A 22462-nucleotide genomic window follows, 5' to 3' on the forward strand; every position below is an offset into this window, starting at 1 on the left:
GTTTAAAATTATGTTGGCGTAAAATTGACCATTCAATTAACAAAACCCACCTAATGAAAAAACTACTGATCATTGCAGGCTTGATTCTGTCCTCCTGTTCCGAAGCTTCAGCTCCCGATCCTGTTCCGAATCCCCCAACCAACACCCCCGATCCTGTAGGCGAAGTCACCTACTTCGGGAAATTACAAGTATCCGACGGTAAGCTTACCGATAGTACAGGAGAACCGGTGATGCTCAGGGGAGTAAGCTTTGGCTGGCACAACTGGTGGCCAAGATTTTACAATGCTTCTGCTGTCAAATGGCTGAAAAGTGACTGGAATGCCAATCTGGTACGCGCTGCGATGGGAATAGATGCTCCGGGTGCGTACTTCGAAAATCCTGAGTTTGCGATAGAGAAAATCAAAGCTGTGGTGGATGCTGCCATAGCTGAGAATATATATGTGATCATAGATTGGCACAGTCATAATTTATATCCTGAGCAGGCAAAGGAATTTTTTGTTGAAATGGCCAAAACTTATGGTGATAATCCTCATGTAATTTATGAGCTTTTCAACGAGCCGGAACATCAGACTTGGGCAGAGGTAAAAGCATATAGTGAAGAGATCATCACTGAAATAAGAAAATATGATCCCGATAATTTGATCTTGGTAGGATCACCTACTTGGAGTCAGGATATTCATCTTGTGGCTCAGGATCCTATCCTAAATCAGGAGAACATTATGTATGTACTCCATTTTTATGCAGCTACTCACAAAAACTATCTGAGAGATAGGGCAGAGAAAGCATTCCAGGATGGGTTGCCGATTTTTGTCACAGAATGTGCCGGGATGGAAGCTACCGGAGATGGCCCTATCGATGCGGCTTCCTGGAATGCATGGCTTAGCTGGATGGAGAGCAGAAAAATTTCCTGGGCGGCATGGTCTATTGCTGACAAGGATGAGACCTGCTCCATGCTTTTGCCGGAGGCTTCCTCAGAAGGAAACTGGACGGATGCTCAGATAAAGCCTTGGGGTGAATTGGTCAAAAAGGCATTAGAAAAGAATTTGGAATAGCCCGACACCTTCATTTCTAATAATATTTGTCATTTTCTCTGCTAATTCTAAGCAATAAAACAGCTTAAAATCCTTGATTTCAATCGATTTCGCGCGGGTTAACATTTGATACCCTCATTAAAAACATTTGAATACCCTCTGCCGGGAATACTCAATCTACATTTATTCGGATCAAAGCAATAAACCCAAAAATCTGATCCTGTTCTTTTTAAATTGAATTCTACAGAGTTCGATTATCACCGGAAAGCAAGTTCGGTGCGCAAAGAATACCTCTCAGTTTTTGGTGTTTGTTACAACGATTTTTCCTACAAAACCCAAACTGAATGAAACACAGTCTACAGACAAACACGTCGAATTTTACCTCGGGAAAACCTTTTCCTGCTCAAAACCTACATACCAATTTCTTACAATTAAACCCCTCATGATGAAAAAACTATTACCGCTTTGGCTTATGCTTCTGGTAGGTGTGGTTCAGGCTCAGGTCACGGTCAAAGGCACCGTGAATTCTGGAGGCGATGGACTCTCACTTCCCGGAGTTACGGTGCTGGTGAAAGGAACCACCACCGGCGTAGCAACTGACGTAGATGGATCCTATTCTATTACGGCACCTTCTTCTCAATCCACTCTGATCTTTAGCTTTATTGGCTACAAATCCCAAGAAGTATTGGTGGGTAACCAATCCACAATTAATGTCTTCTTGGAAGAAGATATGGCTTCGTTGGACGAAGTTGTGGTAGTTGGTTATGGCACAATGAAAAAACGTGATATGTCCAGTGCACAGGTTTCCGTGACATCTGAAGATATAGAGCGAACAGTCAATACCACAGTGGAGCAAGCCCTACAAGGTCGTGCTGCCGGTGTGTATGTGACGCAGAACACAGGTGCTCCGGGAGGAGGTATCTCTGTCAATATACGTGGTGTCAATTCCATTAGTGGGACTAACCAGCCATTGTATGTCATCGATGGTGTTCAGTTGCAGCCGGAAGCTGTTTCTTTTGGAAACACTTCTTCTACCAACCCACTGGCAGGACTTAATCCAAGTGATATTGAGTCTATGGAAGTATTGCAAGGGCCTTCAGCTACTGCGATATATGGGTCAAGAGGTACCAATGGTGTTATCATGATTACCACCAAGCGCGGTAAGGCCGGTGATACCAAAATAACTTACAATTTCCTTTACACGCTTCAGGACAAGCCTGATAATTTGGCGGTGATGTCGTTGGGTCAATATGCCACCATGACTAATGAAATCAATGAGATTACCGGTGGTACTCCTCCTGCGGCATTTTTGGATCCCTCACTTTTGGGTGAAGGTACTAACTGGCAAGATGCACTTTTCAAAACTGCTCCTTTGAAAAAGCACAACATTACACTCTCAGGCGGTGATGAAAAAACGAAGTTTTATATCTCCGGTGAATATTTCAGTCAGGATGGTGTAGCCATAGGCTCTTCATTTGATCGTTATTCAGTAAGAACTAACATTGACAACCAGACTAGAAAATGGTTGAAACTGGGTTTAAACCTACAACTGTTTCACACGGATGAGCAATTGGCTACCGGGAGCTCAGACGTAATCAATAATGCCATCCAGATGGCACCAAACATCCCTGTGACTAATCCTGATGGATCTTGGGGTGGAGCTGATCCTGTAAATGGATCAAGCTTACAGTTTACTCCTCCTAACCCGATTGCAATGGCTAACCTCCTGAATAGAAATTATAAAAGGAGAGGTGCTCAGGGCGGCTTTGATGTGGAAATCGATATTGTCAAAGGTCTGAAGTTCCGATCTATGGTGAATGGAAATGTCAACTATAGCAACGGTCACTTCTTTACGCCTACTTACTCATTGGGTGTAGTGACAAATGACACGAATACCTTGACAAAAGAGTCAAGCAATAGCTTTTACTGGAATTGGAACCAGATGTTCACTTACAATGCTGTTTGGGGCAAACATGCATTGGATGTAATGGCCAGCCATGAAGCACAGGAAAACCAGTATGAATTCATGAATGCCGGAAGGCTAAACTTCCCCTCAAATGATCTTCAGGAACTAGGTTTGGGGTCAGCTCAAGGTGCCACCAATAGCGGTGGAGCTAATCAATGGGCAATTGAGTCATACTTCGCAAGGGCAAATTATACCTTCGATGAAAAATATATCCTACTGGCTGCATTCAGAGCTGATGGATCAGCAAACTTTGGCCCTGAAAACAAATGGGGATATTTCCCATCGGTATCCGCCGCATGGAGAGTTTCTGAAGAAAGCTTCCTACAAGATGCTTCTTGGCTAGATGAATTTAAGATCCGATTCGAAACCGGGCTAACCGGTAACCAAGGTGATCCTATGGCAATCTATGCACCGCTCAGCTCACCGAGTGTACCTACTCCATGGGGTGGTGGCTTCCTGGTTTCAAGATTTGGCAATCCAAACCTGAAGTGGGAAGAGACTTCTACTATAAACCTCGGTTTCAATTTGAACATTCTGAACAACAGAATTCAAATTGAAGGGGACTTTTACCTAAAGAAAACTGACAACTTGCTTTTGCCAAATCCACTTCCTTGGTACATGGGGACATCCGGTGAGGGAAGTATAGGAACTCCTACTGTGAATATCGGAGCATTGGAAAACAGAGGTTATGGTATCACTATCAATACTATCAACATTGATAACCGGGCAAGTGGATTCTCCTGGAACTCAAACTATAACTTCTCAGGCTTCAGGACGGAAGTGACCAAATTCTTCTCAGAGACGGCCTTTATCGACCGTACTGCATGGTGGTTAAACAGCTTCACTGCCAGAGCTCAGCCAGGCTATGCGCCATGGTTATTCTATGGATATCAGGCTGATGGATTGTTCCAATCAATAGAAGAAGTAGAATCAAGCGCCAGACCTGTGGACAATTCAGGAAATCCTATCCAAGTGGATCGTGAAAACGGCATCTATGTAGGGGATATCAAATACAAAGATCTGAATGGAGATGGTGTGATCGATGAGCGTGATCAGACATTTATCGGAAACCCTTGGCCAAAGTTCACTTTTGGTATGACCCAGCAATTCTCTTACAAAGGATTTTCACTTGACATCTTATTTACAGGTGCTCTTGGTGTGGATATCTATAACTACAATAGATTCCTAAACATTAATCCAAACAATGTGAACTTGGGTAGAAACATGCTTTTGGAAACCTATGATTATGCCAGAATAGACATGGACGCATCAGGTAATCCTTTTATCGTAAATGCCGGCACCGATGTGCCTAGAATCACAGCGACTGACCTAAACGGAAACGGAACGAGAATCTCTGACAAATTTGTGGAAGACGGTTCTTACGTGCGGGTTAAGAATATCAACCTTTCCTATGTGGTTCCAAATGAATTATTGGGAAAACAGAATGTAGTAAGAGGCTTGAAGCTCGCCGTAGGTGTGCAGAATGCATTCACTTTTACAAAATACAAGGGATATGATCCTGAGGTAGGTGCATCAGTCGGGAACAACGTACAAGCCAATAGCCAATTGATCGGTGTGGACTATGGAAGATATCCTCAGACCAGAATGTACACATTCAGCTTAGGTGTTGACTTCTAATCCAAAAATCATAAACAAATGAAAACAAACACGAAATTCCAAAATTTAGTCCTTGGAGCTACTTTGCTACTTGGAGGAATGGTGGGCTGTTCAGAAGATTTCTTGGATAGACCGCCATTGGACTCGATCGTAGATGCAAATTTCTACCGCACCGATGATCAGATCCTATCGGCTTCAGCACCATTATACAATATGGTGTGGTTTGCCTATAATGATAAAGCCAGTCACGGGATAGGAGATGCCAGAGGAGGTACACTTACCTCGGGATCTTACCAGTTAGAGAATGTGCGTTTCAATACTACCGGAGAAACTGCCGAAAATGGAGCCTCATGGAGAGCCTTCTATAATGTAGTAGCTCAGTCAAATTCATTGATTAATAACATTAATGAATATGCAGGGGAAAATGTGACAGATAGAATCAGGGCTCACGGGATCGCTGAAGGACGATTTATGCGAGGTCTGGCTTATTCATATCTGGTGCAGAACTGGGGCCCTGTTCCTATCATTACGAACAACACCGCTCTTTTGCAGGATACTACGATTGCCAGAAATACCGAAGAAACTGTATGGCAATTTATCATCAAGGATTTCCGCTATGCAGTGGAAAATCTTCCCGAGAGTCCGGTGTTGAATGGGCGATTGACCAAGTGGTCTGCAGAAGGGATGCTTGCCAAAATGTATTTGACAAAAGCAGGTGTATCCGGTACCAGAAATCAAAGTGATTTGGATTCTGCAGCATACTTTGCCAAAAGAGTAATCGACAACAGCGGTGCCCAATTGATGCAGAATTATGAAGATCTCTTCAAGACTGCCAATAATAACAACATAGAAACACTTGCAGCACTTCAGTGGGTGTACAATGCCGGACAGGCAGGTGCATGGGGTGCTCAGAATTCTGTTCAGGCTTTCTTGGCATTTGGCTCTGAAATTACCGGCTTCGGTGATGGATGGGGTGGGGACATAGGAGCGTCCAAATGGATGCTGGATCTGTACGATGACCTTGTCTTTGACAAGAGAAGAAAAGGAAGCTTCATGTTTCCGGGTGATCACTATCCTTACATTACTCAAGTCCCTCCGGGAGAATCTGCCCGACAGCTTAGAGTTCCCGCAAGGAGTATAGATGGAAGCAGAGAATATAATACCCGAGCTTGGGTAAAGAAGTATGTGGTAGGAAGACCGGAAGATAACGACGGAAAAGTGGTACAACAGGGTACCGAGATCAACACATATATTCTTCGTTTGGCAGATGTGTACTTGACTTATGCGGAGGCGGTTTTGGATAAAAACCCTACCGAAGCATTGACCTATGTAAACTTGGTTAGAGCAAGAGCAGGTGTCAATGCGCTGACTTCCGTGACTTGGCAGGATGTGTTCGAAGAAAGAATCAAAGAATTTGCTATGGAAGGTCAAGCTTGGTATGAATTCACCAAACTACACTATTATGATCCTGCAAAAGCATTTGACATTCTTTCCAAGCAAGACAGAGGTACTTTCAGAATCTATGCAGATCAGATCCCAAATCCTACCATGTGGGAAATCGAGATCCCTGCGGATGATACTTCTCCTAGGTTCTTTACAGTGAACGAATCCAACTTCAAGATCCCTATTCCTTCTGCGGAATTGTCCAGAGCTCCAAACTTGAGAAAGCCGGCAGTTCCGTATGATTTCTCAGCAGAAAATTGATTGTGGACTCTATAGAAATGCAAAATATGAAAATCATAACTAATATTAGATCCTCACACTCACTCCTTGTAGCCTCTGCGCTATTGATGGTAATTTTCCTAGGAGCATGTAAGGATGAAGACGAAATAAAAGTAGGTCCGCCGACTATCGAGCGGGTGCGCAACACGGATCCTACTACAGCAGACAGTGCGTTCATCTCTGCTACTTTGGGAAGTACATTGGCCATCATTGGGAATAATCTATTAGGTACCCAACAGGTATATCTAAACGACTATCCCCTTGGTGTAAATACTGCCTATGTGACCAATACCTCGGTGATCGTCACGGTAGGGGATTCTGTTCCTACTGTAGCTACTGATCCGAGCGTACCAAACACCCTGAGATTGGTAAACAGAGCAGGAGAGGCTACCATAGAATTCCAGACACTTCCCCCTGCTCCTCAGATCACTCAAGTGAAAAATCAGTATGTAAGATCGGGTGATGACTTAACACTATTTGGTAGATATTTCTACTTCGTAGATACAGTTTATTTTCCGGGTGAAGATGTGTACGTCACATCAGGATTTGTGACCAATGCAGCCGGATCTTCATTGACAGTGAAAGTACCGGATAACCTTGATTTCTCCGAAGGACAGGCTATCAGAGTGGTGACCAAATCCGGGGGTTCTTCTACCAACAGAAACACACAAATCTATGCCGAAAGGGGCATGATCGCTGATTTTGATACCGATGGTGCACTTTCATGGCCTTGGGACTGGGGATGGGGTATATCAGGTGATATGATCAAACCTTCTCAGCCGGGTATTTCCAGCCTTGAAGGAAATTTCGCAGGTATGAACCAAGCTTTCCCTGCCAGCAATGGATGGAACAATGACAAAGTAATCAATTTGGTTAACTGGGGAGGTTTACAGATTTTCCCTGAGGGGACAGGCTATGAGCCAAGTACTCCTGCTGCCAATTTTGATATCCGTTTTGAAGTAGCGATCAATACCAGCTCATCTATTGCAGGTTTGGAAATGCAGATCTGGTTTCCTGATGCCAACGGCAACGAATTAAGCTATAACATCCCAATGAATGAGGTGATCAAAACTACAGATGGTAGCTGGTACACCTTCTCCAGTAATATGACAAGATTGACCAACGGTTCCAGCAGACTTGCCACCTACGGAGATTTCTTGAAGGGTGACGGCGGCACAAAGCAGCTTAGGTTGGTAGTGATAAATACCAGTTCCAATGATATTCCTGCTGTATTAGGCGTGGACAACATTCGGGTGGTAAGAGCAATAAATTAATAGTATAGCATAAGAGGTTTATTAATTCAATCTCCGGGGCAGAGCGTTTTGCCTCGGAGATTTTTTCTAAACCGTACCTCTACCACGGAGGACGCGGAGTTCGCCACAGAGAGCACTGTGCTTAATTTGCTTGTAAAGTTATCTAGGAACTTTTCTTCTATCAATCAACCCATTGAGCTTGAACCCCCAACTCATACTTAAAAAAGAAAAATCAGCAAAATATCTCCAAGTAGTCTTACTGGGGGCTGTATTCTTATTTTCTGCCTGTCGGGATAATAAAGAAGCAAGTACACCTACACTTTTTGAAGAAGTAAGCCCGGACTCCACCAACCTCACTTTTATCAATCAGATCCGGGAAACTGATGCAGCCAATATTCTTACCTACCAGTATTTTTATAATGGAGGAGGCGTGGCAGTCGGTGATCTGAACAATGACGGGTGGGAAGATCTTTATTTCACGGCGAATCAAGGCCAAAACAAGCTTTTTTTGAATCAGGGAAACCTGAAATTTAGAGACATTACCCTAGCCACCGGAACTGCCGGCAGAGAAAATGCCTGGGCCACCGGTACAGCTATCGTGGATATTAACGGTGATGGTCTTAAAGATATTTATGTCTGCTATTCCGGTGATCTCCCGGATGAACAGCGAAGAAATCAATTGTTTGTCAATCAGGGGCTGGACAAAGACGGCATCCCTTTTTTCAAGGAAATGGCCGCAGAATATGGCTTGGATGATCCCGGATATAGCACATCGGTATATTTTGCCGATTTGGATCTCGACGGGGATTTGGATATGCTCCTGCTCAATCATAATCCCAGACTTTTTAATAACCTGAATATAAATGCTTTTGAAGCCATGCTGAGTTCAGCAGATTCGCTGAGCAGTACCAAGATTTACAAAAATGAAAATGGTTTTTTTAGAAATGCCACCAAAGAATCCGGCTTGACCGAAACAGGATTAAGCTATGGTTTGGGAGCTTCCATTGCCGATTTCAATGGAGATGGATTTCCTGATATATACTTGGGAAATGACTACTCAGCGCCGGACTACCTGTACATCAATCAGGGAGATGGCACTTTTGTCAATAGGGCAAAAGAGGCTATGGGACATACCAGTCTATACACCATGGGCGTGGATGCAGCAGATATCAATCGGGATGGCAAGTTGGATATCATCAGTCTGGATATGTTGCCTGAGGATAATTCACGGCAGAAATTGTTGTTTACCCCTGAGAATTATGAACATTACAATCTTTTTCTTAAAGTAGGGCTTCATCATCAGTTGATGCGGAATATGCTTCAGTTAAATAATGGGGACGGGACTTTTTCGGAGATTGGACAGTTGGCCGGAATCAGTGCTACAGATTGGAGCTGGGCTCCGTTATTTGCTGATTTTGACAACGATGGCTTTACGGATCTTTTTGTCAGCAATGGTTTTTTGAAGGATTTCACAAATCTGGATTTCATCAATTACAGAAATGAATACCTACAAAACACCAAAGTGTCTGCTGCAGGAATCAACGAATTGATCAAGAAAATGCCGGCAACAAAAGTTGGTAATTATGCTTTTAAGAACATCAATGGAATCCGATTTGAAAACCAATCCGAGAACTGGGGACTGAACACGCCCGGCAATTCCAACGGAGCGGTTTATGTGGATTTGGATCAGGATGGAGATCTGGATTTGGTGATCAATAATCTGAATGAACCTACTCAAATCTTTAAAAACGGGACTTCTGAATCCGGAAAATCAAATTACCTACAAATTAGACTCAAGGGACTTCAGGGAAACAGTGATGGAGTGGGAGCCCGGGTGAGCGTCTATCAAAATGGCCAACTCAACTATCAAGAGCAGCAAATCTACAAAGGCTATCAAGGTAATGTTAGTGCTATCCTTCATTTTGGTTTGGGAGAAGGAAAAGCAGATTCTGTTGAGGTGCGCTGGAAAAATAACAAAATCAGCAGAATCAAAACACCTGAAATCAATCAGCTACTGGAAGTAGCAGAGTCTGATGCAAAGAATGGGTACAAAATTGAGAATAAAATTGAAACCTATTTCACCCCTCTTGGAGAGATATTTATAAGCGGGAAGGATAAACTTCCAAATGATTTCAAGCGTCAAAGCCAGCTTCTATATAGTCTGTCACAGCAGAAAGTGTCTATGATTCAGGCTGACTTGAACGGAGATGGGCAAATGGAACTGATAATTGCTGATGGAAGCAGGGTTTATTCTGTTTCCCAATCGGGAATCCATAAAGAAGAGGATATTTATCAACTATATAATTCAGATTATCAGACGATCACATCAATTGCCGCTTTTGATGCAGATGGAGATTCTGATTTAGATCTTTATATCGCAAGGGGTGGATACTTTGATATAGCGGAAGGTGATCCCAGACAGAAGGATTTGTTGTTAATCAATGACGGGAAAGGAAGCTTCACCGAATCGAAGATGGATTTTGGATCGTATTCTTCGGAAAATGTAACTGTTTGGGATGCCAATGGAGATGGATTGCCGGATTTGTTTGTTGGGTCAGGGTACATACCAGGAAGATGGCCTGAATCCGGTCCCGGTAAACTGCTGATTAACTCAGGTGACGGCACTTTTTTTACTATTATCTTGGATAGCATAACAAGAGTGAACGCATCCCAAACCTATGATTTGGATCAGGATGGACTGGAAGAACTGATCATTGCCTCAGAATTTGACCGAATCCGGATCCTAAGCCTAATAGATGATAAAGTGGTTGATCGATCGGAGGAATTCTTGCCGGGAGGAAAAACAGGACTATGGTCATCTTTAGTCATTAAGGATCTGGATGAAGATGGAAATCCTGAGCTTGTCGTAGGTAACTGGGGGCTGAATTCCAGACTACAGACTGATGCAAACAATCCCATCCGGATCTATTTTGAAGACTTTGACAAGAACGGATCTATTGACCCACTGATGACTTTCCCTGTGATGGGAGAGGAGTTCCCCTTCTTTTCCAGAGATGAGCTTGCAGCTCAACTATATAGAAAGAAAGCACTGTTTCCAACTCATGAAGCTTTTTCCAAAGCCAAAATCCAAGATATACTCAGTGAGCAAGAACTTGAGGCTGCAAAGCTGATTGAAGCGCAGACGTTGGAAACAAAAATGTATACCTTGAAAAACGGGGTATTTGAAGAAGTGGAACTGCCTAGCCTGATTCAGTCTTCTCCGATTCAGGCAATTGCAGCTTTGAAGTCTTCCAAAGGTTTTGATCTGATTCTTCTGGGAAATCAAGAGAATGCACGGCTCAAAATCGGTAAAATCGATGCAAATCCTGGCTGGCTGCTGCATAAGAATGATCAGGGAAGTTGGGAGGTAACCCAACCTGATAAAACAGGTCTTCAATTGAGAACCAATATCAGCAGTGTGGTAGGAAGTGAAAATATACTATGGATAGGTATTCCAAATATCAGTGTGCAGAAGTATGCGTATTGATTGAAGTAATTACAGTTAAAAAATTGAAATTCAACCAAATAAAAATATGAAAAGTAAGCATGTGTTGTTTCTAAGTTTGCTTTTAATCCAAATGGGATGCAATTCATCAACAATAGATACAAATCTGCCTGTTGATGAATCAATTCGTCTCAATCAAATTGGCTTTTACCCGGATCAACAGAAAATTGCAGTGATTTTGGATCACGAAGGTGCAGATGATTTTGTGATTTGGGATTTGGAAAAGGAAGACATTGTGTACGAAGGGAAAATTGCGGGGGAGACTACAAAAACACTTTCCGGCCATGATTCTAGAATTGCCGATTTTACTCCGTTTACTCAGACAGGGGATTATATTCTAGTCTTGACGGGCGTAGGCAAATCTTATCCCTTTCGGATCGATTCCCACATCAACAAAGAACTTGGAAAGGCAAGTATCAAAGCTTTTTATTACCAGCGGGCAAGTGTGGAACTGGATAAATCCCATGCAGGTATTTGGGCTAGACCGCTTGGGCATCCGGATGATCAGGTAATGATCCATCCTTCGGCAGTTTCTCTTACCAGAAAAGCCGGAGACTTGGTCTCTTCGCCTAAGGGATGGTACGATGCAGGAGATTATAATAAATATGTGGTGAATTCGGGAATCACAGTAGGAACACTACTTTCTCTTTACGAAGATTACCCAGCTTACTTTCAAAAGTTTGACTTGAATATCCCTGAATCAGGGGATCAAATTCCGGATTTGCTTGACGAAATCCGTTGGAATTTGGATTGGATGATCACCATGCAGGATCCTGAAGATGGAGGAGTCTATCACAAACTCACCACAGCCAAATTTGAAGGAATGGTTGAACCTCATCTAGCAGTTTCACAGCGGTATATGGTAGCCAAGAGTACCACAGCGGCATTGGATTTTGCGGCAGTGATGGCTCAGGCTTCGCGTGTGTACAAAGCATATTTCCCCGAAGAGTCAGTGACTTATTTGAAAGCTGCTGAAAAGGCTTGGAACTGGGCAAAAACCAATCCTGATGTGTTGTATAAGCAGAATGAGATGAACAAAACGTTTGATCCTGATATCGTAACCGGCACGTATGGAGATACTAATGTGGACGATGAACGGATCTGGGCAGCATCGGAACTTTTTGTCACTACGCATAATTTGACTTATTGGGAAGAACTGGAGGAAGCAGATCAAAGTTTCAAACTTCCATCTTGGAATCAAGTAACATGGTTGGGCTATTATTCATTGCTAAGACACCAAGACAGCATAAGTCTATTGCCTCAGGAATGGATGGCAACTTTAAAAATAAATTTATTAGCTGCTGCAAGGACGCAAATTGAAGGAGTTGGTTCTACCGCTTTCCGAAATCCTATGGAGACAAATGTTAGAAATTTCATATGGGGTTCCAATTCAGTTGCCGCCAATCAGGGAATACTATTGTTGTATGCCTATAAGCAGAGTAATGAGAAGGTGTTCTTGGAAGGAGCTTTGGATAATCTGGATTATATCTTGGGAAGAAATGCCACCGGCTATTCTTACGTTACCGGTTTTGGGAGCAAAACTCCCAAGTATCCACATCATAGATTGGCCGAGTCAAGACCTGATTTACCACCATTGCCCGGTTTTATCGTGGGTGGCCCAAATCCCGGACAGCAGGATGGATGCACCTATGCCAGTTCCTTTGCAGACGAGTCTTATACTGACGAGAATTGTAGTTATGCTTCCAATGAAATTGCGATCAACTGGAATGCACCTTTAGCGTATTTGGCCAATGCTTTAGAAGCCATAAGTCAGTGAAATTGCCCGGGATTTTAGTCAAATTGTCAAGAAACAAGACACAAGACCTGAGGAATTCCCCCGTAGATAAATGACTTGGGTTGGATATATATATCCGGACAAAGGGGGCGAGGGGGATTTATAGAAGTATCAAGTCGCTAAATTTGACTTGATAGGTTTATCAGTCCCTTTATGAGGAATGTAACAGTAGGTGTATATTCATAGTATGCTTAGATATTTCAGATTTTTTTAGGCAATTTCCCATAAGCATCAACGATACCCTATGAAATCGAGCATGACGAAGAACGTCACACAACTTGTCCCGAACTTGCTTCGGGAGAGGAATGATTATCCGTTATGCGAGATTCTCCCGATGAAAAATCGGGACAGGCTATCCCGTTTCCTTCGTCACGGGACAAGTTATGGCCATTGAAAAACAATTATAAACAGATGAAATGCCCATGAGAAAGTCTTCTCACACAGGGGGATGATTATCTAGGGCATTCCATCTGACCAAAAAAATCAAATTATAAACAGATGAAATCGAGCATGACTCAAAAGTCACACACTGGTATGATTATCCTGCATGCGAGATTCCATGTGGCCAATAGAAAACAATTATAAACACATGAAAAATACCTGGAAATTACTCGCACTCTTTATCTTATTTTCCTGTGAGTTTTCGAAGTTCGATTCACCGGTTACTATGCCTAAGTTATTTACAGATGGAATGGTATTGCAGCGAGAGAAAGCTATTTCCTTTTGGGGTAAAGGAATTCCCGGTGAAAAAGTAAGGATAAGCCTAGCCGGAGCCGTGACAAGTGGAACTGTGGATGCGGATAGTTCTTGGATTATGAAACTGCCCCAGTTGCCTGCAGGTGGGCCATATGTACTGGAAGTGAATCAGCAAAAAATCAATGATGTATATATAGGAGATGTTTGGGTGGCAGGTGGACAGTCCAATATGGAATGGAAACTGAAATCTCAGGTTATTGGAGCTGAACAGGAATTTTTAGAGGGTGGAAATCCAAAGATTAGGTTTTTTAAGATCCCAAATTCTTATAGTGCCGTGAAGCTGGAAGACGTGGTAGGAGGTGAGTGGAAAGTGGCTGATTCGGTGAATATGAAGGACTTTTCCGCGGTAGCGTGGTTTTTTGCGAAGCGAAATAATCAGGAAAAGAAGGTGCCGGTGGGAATAATCGAGTCCAATTGGGGAGGAACTCCTGTAGAGGGCTGGACAGATGCTGAGATTTTGGCTCAAATGGAAGGTTCATTTAAGGCGCAAGCCACAGATGTCATAGAAAACAATGAAAGCTGGGATGCTAAGCTGAAGGAAAATGAATCGAATCGCCTCATGCGTGATTCTATGGTGAGCAAGCCCGATTCTCTATTGGCTTTGCAGGTAGCGGCTATTTCCTATGATGATTCCAATTGGAGAAGGGTCAATTTGCCACAAGGAAATCCTTTGCAGCATATCGCTTGGGTTCGGAAGAAATTCACACTTACTACTCTTGATAATGTAAGCCTTCATTTGCCAAACATCGAGCAGATGGCCTATGTGTATTTGAATGGAAAATTACTCCATTACAAAGATTGGGGGACGACTGTTCCTGAGATGGAGATACCGGCGGAAATGCTGATAAAAGGAACTAATATCTTGACTGTAAGAGCGATCAATACCTGGAATAATCAACCTAGTATTGGAAAATCGGATGAAATGTATCTGCTGCAGTCAGGTAAGAAAACATCTCTGGAAGGTACATGGGCGTATTCCAATTCCACCGTTGAGCCCCATCTCCCGAAAGTAGAATGGCACAACTGGATGCCGGGGATGATGTACAATGCCATGATCGTTCCGATCACCAACTATACGATCAAAGGAGCTATTTGGTATCAGGGAGAAAGCAATGCGGGGCGTCATGAAGAATATAAAACTCTTTTCTCTACCATGATTACCAACTGGAGAACTGATTGGGGGCTGGGGGATTTTCCTTTTCTTTTTGTGCAGCTGGCTAATTTTATGGAGCGAAAAGAAGTACAACCGGAAAGTGATTGGGCATTTTTGAGAGAAGCTCAAAAGCAGACCTTGGAGCTTCCGAAAACGGGAATGGCGACTATTATCGACATAGGGGAGGCTGATGATATTCACCCCAAAAACAAGAAAGATGTGGGAGAAAGACTTTGGTTGCTGGCTCGGAATGTAGCGTTCGGAGAGAAGATTTTAACCTCGGGGCCAAAGCTTGATTCACTTTCTAGACAGGGCAATGAGCTGATACTTAGATTTAATTCTGTGGGAGAAGGTTTAAAACTTAAAGAGGGGAATGAAGTGAAGGGGTTTATCATAGCAAAGGAAAATGGGATTTTCCGGCAAGTATCTGCTTCTATTGAAGGAAAAGAAAAAGTAAAGATTTTGCTTCCTTCCGGAATTGAAGCAGGGGAACTCCGCTATGCCTGGGCTGATAACCCGGAAGTTAATTTGGTAAATAACCTTGATCTACCTGCTGAGCCATTCCGGGTCAAGTTCGAGTAAAATAGGATTAGGAAGCTACGGAACTCCCCGGGAGCAGGAAATAGGGCAAGTCCCGGAGGTGTGCCGAATAACTCTCAATATCTCCCAATTGCCAATAATTGAGGTTTCGATTATCTCGGCTATTTTTATTTCTCACAGTACAATCTCTATTCCTTATTTGAGACAGCGTTTCAACAGTATAAATCCATGATGGCAGGATTATACTTTACGCTATTGTCAACCCCGAGGCATGCACTTTGTTATTTTAACTCGTTAAAAGAATAAATATGGCCATAATCGGTAAGCTCGTAAAAGCAGGAATAGACATTAAAGCAAAACTTCAATCGGAAGAAGACAGCCCCGAAAATTCTCAAGAACATCAGCTTAGAGAACTTTTGACCCAAGCCAAAAATACCGCTTTCGGAAAGTACTATGGTTTTGGGGAAATTTTGAAAGCGGAAGATCTGATTACGGCTTATAGAAAAGAGGTGCCAATCTTCAATTATGACAAAATGCATAAGCTGTGGTGGTGCAGGCAGGAGCGTTTAGAGGATATTACTTGGCCCGGCAAACCGGATTTCTTCGCCAAAAGCAGCGGTACTACAGGTAACAACAGTAAGCTTATCCCAATCACAAATGACTTTTTGGCTTCCATGAAATCAGTTGGAGCATCCATGATCAATTCCCTTCATGAGTTTGACTTTCCGGAATCCCTTTTTGAGTCAGAGGTGCTAATGTTAAGCAGTTCTGCAAGTCTGGAGAAAAACCAGCAGGGATTTAGAGAGGGGGAAATTTCGGGGATCAATGTGAATAATTTCCCCGATTGGTTTGATATTTTCTTCAGACCGGGAAAAGTAATAGCATCTATCAGTGACTGGGATGAGCGTGTTGATGCCATTGCTGAGCAGGCGCCCAGTTGGAATATAGGAGCTATCGCAGGGATTCCATCTTGGGTACTTTTGATGCTTCGGCGGATTATAGACCGCCATCATCTGAGCAGCATCCATGAAATCTGGCCAAACTTTCAGGTGTATGCCTCAGGCGGGGTTGCCTTTGAAACTTATCGCGAGGATTTTGAAGCGATTTGCAGCATACCTATTACGATCTTAGATACCTATTTGGCTTCGGAAGGCTTTATAGCTTATACCTGTACGCCGGGCACGATGGCGATGAAATTGGCACTAAACCATGGTTATTTTTTCGAATTTATTCCCTTTGATGATCGGGGTATATCTGATTCGGGAGAGTTACTAAGCGAGCCGTTGGTATTGGGTATAAATGAAGTGAACGTAGGAGAGGAATACGTTCTTTTGCTCAGCTCTTGCGCAGGAGCCTGGCGCTATACGATAGGCGATGTAATACGGTTTGAAAGCCTGGATCCGCCTCAGATTAAGATTACGGGACGTACCAAATTCTTCCTCAATGTGGTTGGCTCTCAACTTTCAGAAGAAAAAATGGATACTGCTATTTTGGAATTGGCGGAAATAATGGGAAAAACAATCAACGAATATATGGTTGCTGCCATGAAAAACGAGGCTGGAGAATACATCCACCAGTGGATACTGGTTTCTGAACTCGATTCAATGGGTTTGGCAGAAAAACTTGATAAGTTACTGAAAGAAGTCAATAAAAATTATGCAGTCGCCAGATCAAAAGCACTCAAAAACATTTCCGTAAAAGTTATCTCCAAAGGGCAATACACCAATTACTTATCCCAAACCAATAAAAAAGGAGGACAGACTAAAACGCCCAAAGTCATGAAGGCCGAAAAAATGGCCGAACTTCTAGCTTTTATAAATCAACCTTAGGAAGCACTGGAACTATCTCATCCGGGCAAAGTTCTGCGCCTTCTACAGACATATAGAACTTGTGAAGTTGATTTTGGTAAACGGGAGATATAAAATCACTTTCCATTAAGTACCTTTTTGTAGCAACTACTTCTTCTCTAAAGCCAAGCCTGATAGCTATACTATCAGCTTCATGCTCGCGCGCTCTTTTGTATTTATCAGAGAGGGAGTATCTTATACCATAAGTGATCATGCCCATATTTGTATGATCTTCATAATCTACTATATGGCCGAGTTCGTGTGCAAACCAACCTTTCAACACCTCCTCAGGCAAGTCTGCCACGTTCAAATCTCCTGAATCAAGAACTTGCTCAGCTACATCTAGTCTATAGCTTCGCTGACTTCCGAATACATCTCTAAGTTTGATCACAGGCCTGGCTTGCATGGTAGATGACATAAGGGGTTTTTGGACCACTTCAAATCCATAGTCATGCAGGACTGAATAACTATCCCATACCTCAAGAAAAGCATCTTTTATTCTCTGATCCATGCCTTGAGAAAAAGCGGGAGAAATATGCCCGCTAGAAGAAGGCTTGACCGGCGTGAAGGCAAGTATCATTATCGCAATGAGAAAAACTGCTGCTGCAAAAATTTGATATTTGTGTTGCATTAAGAAGAAAGGCGCAAAGAACGTTCCATGAAAGGTTTTTCTCTATATTTTATGGCATGGACTAGCTATATTCATTAGAGTATAATTGGCAGTCAATGAATTATTGAAAAAAACAGTGTATCAAGCTGTATCTTTTTGAACTAGTTGCATTATATCTAATGTGTCACACAAAGGATTACTTTTTATGGATAGAGAAATTTCAGTGAATGAAGAATTTCTAATAAGGCGCGCTAAATCGGATCCGACTCATTTCCGTGAACTTTATGAGCTATATTTTGAACAGATCTTTCGGTTTATCAATAGGCGTGTGGGAGAATTAGAAATCTCAAAAGACATCACCCAACAGGTATTTCTCAAAGCCCTAATAGGCCTGGAAAAATATGTATATAGAGAAGTGCCGTTTTCATCTTACTTATATCGTATCGCGGCAAATGAGTGCAATCAGTTTTTCAGAGACAGCAGCAAAGTGCGGTACGTGTCCATGGATTCTGACATAAAAGCCTCATTAATTACCGAAATAGAACCTGAATATTCGACTAGGGAGACTGATCTTTCTGAGCTAAGCAAGGCGCTTGGAGAGCTATCGGTAAAAGAACTTCTATTGGTAGAGCTTCGCTTTTTTGAAAAAAGAGGATTCAAAGAAATAGGGTTTATCCTCAACATAACTGAGAATCTGGCTAAGGTGAGAACTTATAGACTGCTAGATAAACTAAGAAAAGTACTTGAGAAAAGCCATGAAATCGAGCATGACGAAGGACGTCACACACGGGAATGATTATTTACCATGCGAGATTCCATGTGGCCTTTGAAAGACAAAATATAATCACATGAAAAATAAGATTGAAATTACTGAAAATGTCTATCTCACACCGATGGATATAGAAAAGCAGAAGGATTTCGATTCAGTCCTTCAGAATTATAAGGCAAGGAAAGCGGGTTCTTGGAATTGGCGCAATCCAGCCATTTGGATTTCATTGGCTTTTGTTTCCATCAGCATAACAGGACTATTGATTTTCACTAAAGTAAACCAACCTCTCAGCAATAAACTTGCTGTATCTGAGACAATTGATCATCCTAATAAAGATATCATCAATCATCCTTCTGAAGAGAATAATGTTGAAGAGTCTGAATTAATTTCTGATTCGGCTATTGTTGATTCAGAATCAAACTCATCACTGGATTCAGTTCCAGTTGAAAAGACTGAGATTCCTGAAAATGTGCAACCTCAAAAAGATGATGAATATGCCCGGACAGAGCCTCCATTGATTGTAGATCTGGAACCAATTGATCTAAATATCGAAGAAATAACCCCGCCAAGTGAAAAACCTAAGGAAGTACCTAAGGTGGCTTTGAGTGTCCCTGAAGAGGCAGAAAATAATTTAATAGAATCAAACATCACTTTTGAAGACGCCCATCCTATCGATGGGTTTGAGAGTTTATATACATGGTTTGCCTCAAATATAACTTACCCGGAAGAGCATAGAAAAGACAAGATAGAAGGCGCTGTGAAAGTTTCCTTCCTAGTTGAAAAAGACAGCTCTATAAGTGAAATAAAAGTAACCCAATCGCTGGGAGTAGCCTTTGACAGGGAGGCTGTTAGGCTGATTGAGCATATGCCAAAATGGGCACCTGCAACACGCGGTGGAATCCCGATTTCAAGGACACTTGTGTTTCCTATTAGTTTCAAAGTAGAGAGACGGTGAAGCAATTTATACTCACACTTGCCTTACTTTTCATACTAGTCCCCAATAGTTCTTCGCAGGCTTATTTTGGTGGCTTTTCCTGTGGTAATCATCAAGAGCTGAGTAAAAATGAAAGATTGGCACACGCAAGGGAATTCAAAGAATGGAATTCGGGACAAAATAGTAGAACAAGCAGTGAAGATGTAGAGATCTGGACTGTTCCTATTGTTTTTCATGTGGTTAGTTCGGACTTACCATCACTGGCAATTTTTGAGAATGCTGTGAGTGAACTTAATGATGCATTTGCAAATAGGGGGAGTTACAATACTCCACAGGGCGCTGATACCGGCATACAATTCTGTCTGGTAAACACAGCTCCTGACGGGGGAGCCACTACAGGAGTGAATCACATTCCAAGTGAATATCAAAATACGGATAAGGATCTAGATCATAGAGGTCTAATGAACCATTCCGTCAAGTGGGACGTATCCAGGTACTTAAATGTCTGGTTGGTAAGGCATGTAACGGGCGAGGCGGTAGCCTATTATGAAGGGAGAAATTGGTGGAGAAGAATTGGGGTCGGGGGTTATTCTTCTCCGGACGGCGTGGTGGTCACATCTCTGGGAGCTGATATGTTGGCCCATGAAATCGGACATTACTTTGGGCTGCTGCATACCTGGGAAGGCAGAGATTGCAAAAATGATGACTGCCTAGTAGATGGAGATATGGTTTGTGATACTCCTCCGGACAAAAGTGTATCCGTTCCCTGTGGTGACAATTCCTGCGATACGGACGTTTTGTCGAATTTCAGTAATGGAAATTTCTTTACTGATGTAGCCGACATGAGTACTAATTTCATGGATTATACCCCATGTCCGCAGGATTTTACTTGGGGACAGGCAGAACGGATGCGCTTCACGCTTGAAAATTATTATCCCACACTGTTTTCTAGGGGGGGATCCCATCCATTATGTGAACCACCTTGTGACGATGAAGCATCGGTACAATTTTACTTGGATCGCCCATATCCAAAACCGGGAGAACCTGTGTTTTTCAACAGTCAGCTTTCCGGGAATTTCCCAAACCCAACCTACAAATGGTTTGTTACCCCACTTAGTGGAGACTGGTCTAGATCAGAGAGCCCCACAAATCAAGTTTCCGGATCTCCTGATTTGAGTTATTCTTTTGCCAATGAAGGCTTGTATAGAGTTACACTGCAGGTATTCGCTGCGAGCGACCCAACTTGTTTTGTCTCTTTTTCGAGGAATGTACATGTTACTTGTGGTGTGGATTCCAGATTTTATCCGGACAAGCGTCTGATCGCTTCCAAACAACCGCATGCGCTTTTTACTGACTCCGTAAAATTCACCAACCGTTCTTATAACGGGAGCTCTTTTGAGTGGACGATCACCCATCAGAATTTCAATCCCAGTTATCCAAGTCTGCCTCCATTCCGATCTGAGGAAACTGATCTGAGCTATTATTTTAAAGAACCGGGAGAGTATCAGATTTCTCTACTTGCCCGAAACGGCAGTTGTGTAGATGTCAGCACTACATTCTCCCTTACGGTGGACGATCCCACTATGGATGGAAGTCCTGAAATCAGCGAAGTGACTTGCATTAATGAAGATTCTTTTCAGGTAGCATTTACGCTCTACAATTATGGCTATGATACGGTTAATGTGAATACACCGGTGGCATTCTACGATGGAGATCCGAGTAAGTCTGCAAGCGCACAGTTGCTGGGTGTATGGAAATTGCCTATGGTGGTATATGGCTTTGACGAGGAAGATTTTTCGGCGGTAGTGGAAGGAGATATCCGATCCGTTCGAGAGTTGTTTATGGTGTTTAACGACACAGGAACAGTTGACTTACCGCTTGTTTTTCCTCCCGGTGACCAAGACCGGCTAAGTGAGAACACTGTTTTCCCTCCCTCCGGATACTCAGAGCTTACCTATGACAATAACTTCAGCAGCTATCAGCTAAATACTGAAACCGACGATCCTTTTATTGTTTCCTCTGAGCTGGATAATCCTACTTGCCTTGGAACTTCCGATGGTGAGATTCGGATTAGTCCAGAAGGAGGCTCCGGAACCTATACCTATGTCTGGGATCATGATCCTGACTTGACAGAGAACACGGCTTCCGGGCTCCCGGCAGGAATCTATTCGGTGAAGGTAAGCGATGCCGCAAACTGCGCTTTCGAGCTCTTGGAGCTTGAGTTGACTGATCCAGAACCAATAGAAATCACAGAGGAGCCAATACTTAGGTCTCCCACGTGTGCATCAGAAAATGATGGGCAAGTCATACTAACCTTAAGCGGAGGAGTGGGGGAGTTACAGGTTATTGATTTTCCTTCGGCTTGGGATGGGGAAACGCTAACCGTATCTGGGATTTCCAAAGGTGCATTTTCACTTGTTATACAGGATGAGTCGGGTTGTAGGATTACATTTGATGGAGAAATGACCGGTCCGTATCCTTTGGAAGTCAATTTCATTTCCAAAAGTCCCGGCTGTCCGGATAGAAGTGATGGAGAATTGATCGCTGAAGTTACCGGCGGAAGTGAACCCTACATCTATCTATGGGAAGACGGATCAATAAGTCAGTCGCTGGAAGGCTTAGCCCCTGGAACATATGAAGTAAGGATTACGGATTCCAATGGATGTACCATTACTGCAACCGGTGAAGTCAAAAATGCTGTGCCACAGGTAAGAATGCCTACGGGATTCAATCCGTTGGATGGACCGTATTTCCCTGTTTTCAGCTGTGAAATAACCTATAAACTGATGATCTGGAATAGATGGGGACAGCTGGTGTATGCCGGTTCAGAAGGTTGGGACGGGAAAATATCCGGAGCAGAATCCCTTTTGGGAGGTTATTCCTACTTACTCCAATTTAGCTATGTCCAAGATAATCTTATCCAAAGGGATGAATTAAGAGGTGGCTTTGTCTTGATTCGGTGAA

Annotated in this window: 12 protein-coding genes; 11 read left to right on the top strand and 1 reads right to left on the bottom strand. The window is 42.8% G+C overall.

From position 1 onward, the window contains the following. Nucleotides 1-53 precede the first annotated feature (53 nt). The 8 genes from J2X69_RS11975 (at nucleotide 54) to J2X69_RS12010 (ending at nucleotide 17167) form a co-directional block, all read left to right on the top strand. The gene (locus J2X69_RS11975) at nucleotides 54-1052 is read left to right on the top strand and encodes a glycoside hydrolase family 5 protein (protein ID WP_310103549.1); all 999 of its coding nucleotides are present in this window, start codon (nucleotides 54-56) and stop codon (nucleotides 1050-1052) included. A gap of 424 nt (nucleotides 1053-1476) precedes the next feature. Continuing rightward, a complete protein-coding gene (locus J2X69_RS11980) occupies nucleotides 1477-4635 on the top strand; it encodes a TonB-dependent receptor (protein ID WP_310103551.1) in 3159 nt (1052 codons plus the stop codon). Between the two features lie 18 nt (nucleotides 4636-4653). Next, complete coding sequence (locus tag J2X69_RS11985; RefSeq protein WP_310103552.1) at nucleotides 4654-6318, top strand: RagB/SusD family nutrient uptake outer membrane protein; 1665 nt, start codon at nucleotides 4654-4656, stop codon at nucleotides 6316-6318. 26 nt (nucleotides 6319-6344) lie between these two features. Continuing rightward, complete coding sequence (locus J2X69_RS11990) at nucleotides 6345-7610, top strand: glycan-binding surface protein (RefSeq protein WP_310103554.1); 1266 nt, start codon at nucleotides 6345-6347, stop codon at nucleotides 7608-7610. Nucleotides 7611-7788: 178 nt separating this feature from the next. Next, nucleotides 7789-11076, top strand: coding sequence for a VCBS repeat-containing protein (locus J2X69_RS11995; protein WP_310103556.1), 3288 nt, complete (start codon nucleotides 7789-7791; stop codon nucleotides 11074-11076). A 46-nt stretch (nucleotides 11077-11122) separates the two neighbouring features. After that, entirely contained in the window at nucleotides 11123-12871 is a 1749-nt protein-coding gene (locus J2X69_RS12000; protein ID WP_310103558.1) for a glycoside hydrolase family 9 protein, read from the top strand. A 607-nt stretch (nucleotides 12872-13478) separates the two neighbouring features. Then, nucleotides 13479-15380, top strand: coding sequence for a sialate O-acetylesterase (locus tag J2X69_RS12005; protein ID WP_310103561.1), 1902 nt, complete (start codon nucleotides 13479-13481; stop codon nucleotides 15378-15380). A 266-nt stretch (nucleotides 15381-15646) separates the two neighbouring features. Further along, nucleotides 15647-17167, top strand: coding sequence for a GH3 auxin-responsive promoter family protein (locus tag J2X69_RS12010; RefSeq protein ID WP_310103563.1), 1521 nt, complete (start codon nucleotides 15647-15649; stop codon nucleotides 17165-17167). Here J2X69_RS12010 and J2X69_RS12015 read toward each other — a convergent pair. Further along, nucleotides 17151-17696: a hypothetical protein gene (locus J2X69_RS12015; protein ID WP_310103565.1), complete on the bottom strand. Its 546-nt coding sequence runs from the start codon at nucleotides 17694-17696 to the stop codon at nucleotides 17151-17153. The genes J2X69_RS12010 and J2X69_RS12015 overlap by 17 nt on opposite strands. Before the next feature lie 304 nt (nucleotides 17697-18000). On the opposite strand from J2X69_RS12015, the gene J2X69_RS12020 reads away from it, so the two are divergent. From J2X69_RS12020 to J2X69_RS12030, 3 genes are read left to right on the top strand one after another with little or no spacing between them, the layout of a single operon-like run. After that, nucleotides 18001-18591 carry a sigma-70 family RNA polymerase sigma factor gene (locus J2X69_RS12020; RefSeq protein WP_310103567.1) on the top strand — a complete coding sequence of 197 codons (591 nt, stop codon included), beginning with the start codon at nucleotides 18001-18003 and terminating at the stop codon, nucleotides 18589-18591. Between the two features lie 52 nt (nucleotides 18592-18643). After that, the gene (locus tag J2X69_RS12025) at nucleotides 18644-19519 is read left to right on the top strand and encodes a TonB family protein (protein WP_310103568.1); all 876 of its coding nucleotides are present in this window, start codon (nucleotides 18644-18646) and stop codon (nucleotides 19517-19519) included. Beyond that, complete coding sequence (locus J2X69_RS12030; protein ID WP_310103569.1) at nucleotides 19516-22461, top strand: M43 family zinc metalloprotease; 2946 nt, start codon at nucleotides 19516-19518, stop codon at nucleotides 22459-22461. The genes J2X69_RS12025 and J2X69_RS12030 overlap by 4 nt, the downstream gene beginning before the upstream one ends. Nucleotide 22462 lies beyond the last annotated feature (1 nt).

Origin of the sequence: Algoriphagus sp. 4150 (genome assembly GCF_031457395.1) — a bacterium.
Classification (GTDB): Bacteria; Bacteroidota; Bacteroidia; order Cytophagales; family Cyclobacteriaceae; genus Algoriphagus.

Excerpts from the sequence above, each read along its gene's own strand:
- J2X69_RS11975 (WP_310103549.1), top strand. The coding sequence starts at position 54 with ATGAAAAAACTACTGATCATTGCAGGCTTGATTCTGTCCTCCTGTTCC.
- J2X69_RS11980 (WP_310103551.1), top strand. The coding sequence starts at position 1,477 with ATGAAAAAACTATTACCGCTTTGGCTTATGCTTCTGGTAGGTGTGGTT.
- J2X69_RS11985 (WP_310103552.1), top strand. The coding sequence starts at position 4,654 with ATGAAAACAAACACGAAATTCCAAAATTTAGTCCTTGGAGCTACTTTG.
- J2X69_RS11990 (WP_310103554.1), top strand. The coding sequence starts at position 6,345 with ATGAAAATCATAACTAATATTAGATCCTCACACTCACTCCTTGTAGCC.
- J2X69_RS12000 (WP_310103558.1), top strand. The coding sequence starts at position 11,123 with ATGAAAAGTAAGCATGTGTTGTTTCTAAGTTTGCTTTTAATCCAAATG.
- J2X69_RS12005 (WP_310103561.1), top strand. The coding sequence starts at position 13,479 with ATGAAAAATACCTGGAAATTACTCGCACTCTTTATCTTATTTTCCTGT.
- J2X69_RS12010 (WP_310103563.1), top strand. The coding sequence starts at position 15,647 with ATGGCCATAATCGGTAAGCTCGTAAAAGCAGGAATAGACATTAAAGCA.
- J2X69_RS12015 (WP_310103565.1), bottom strand. The coding sequence starts at position 17,696 with ATGGATCAGAGAATAAAAGATGCTTTTCTTGAGGTATGGGATAGTTAT.
- J2X69_RS12020 (WP_310103567.1), top strand. The coding sequence starts at position 18,001 with ATGGATAGAGAAATTTCAGTGAATGAAGAATTTCTAATAAGGCGCGCT.
- J2X69_RS12025 (WP_310103568.1), top strand. The coding sequence starts at position 18,644 with ATGAAAAATAAGATTGAAATTACTGAAAATGTCTATCTCACACCGATG.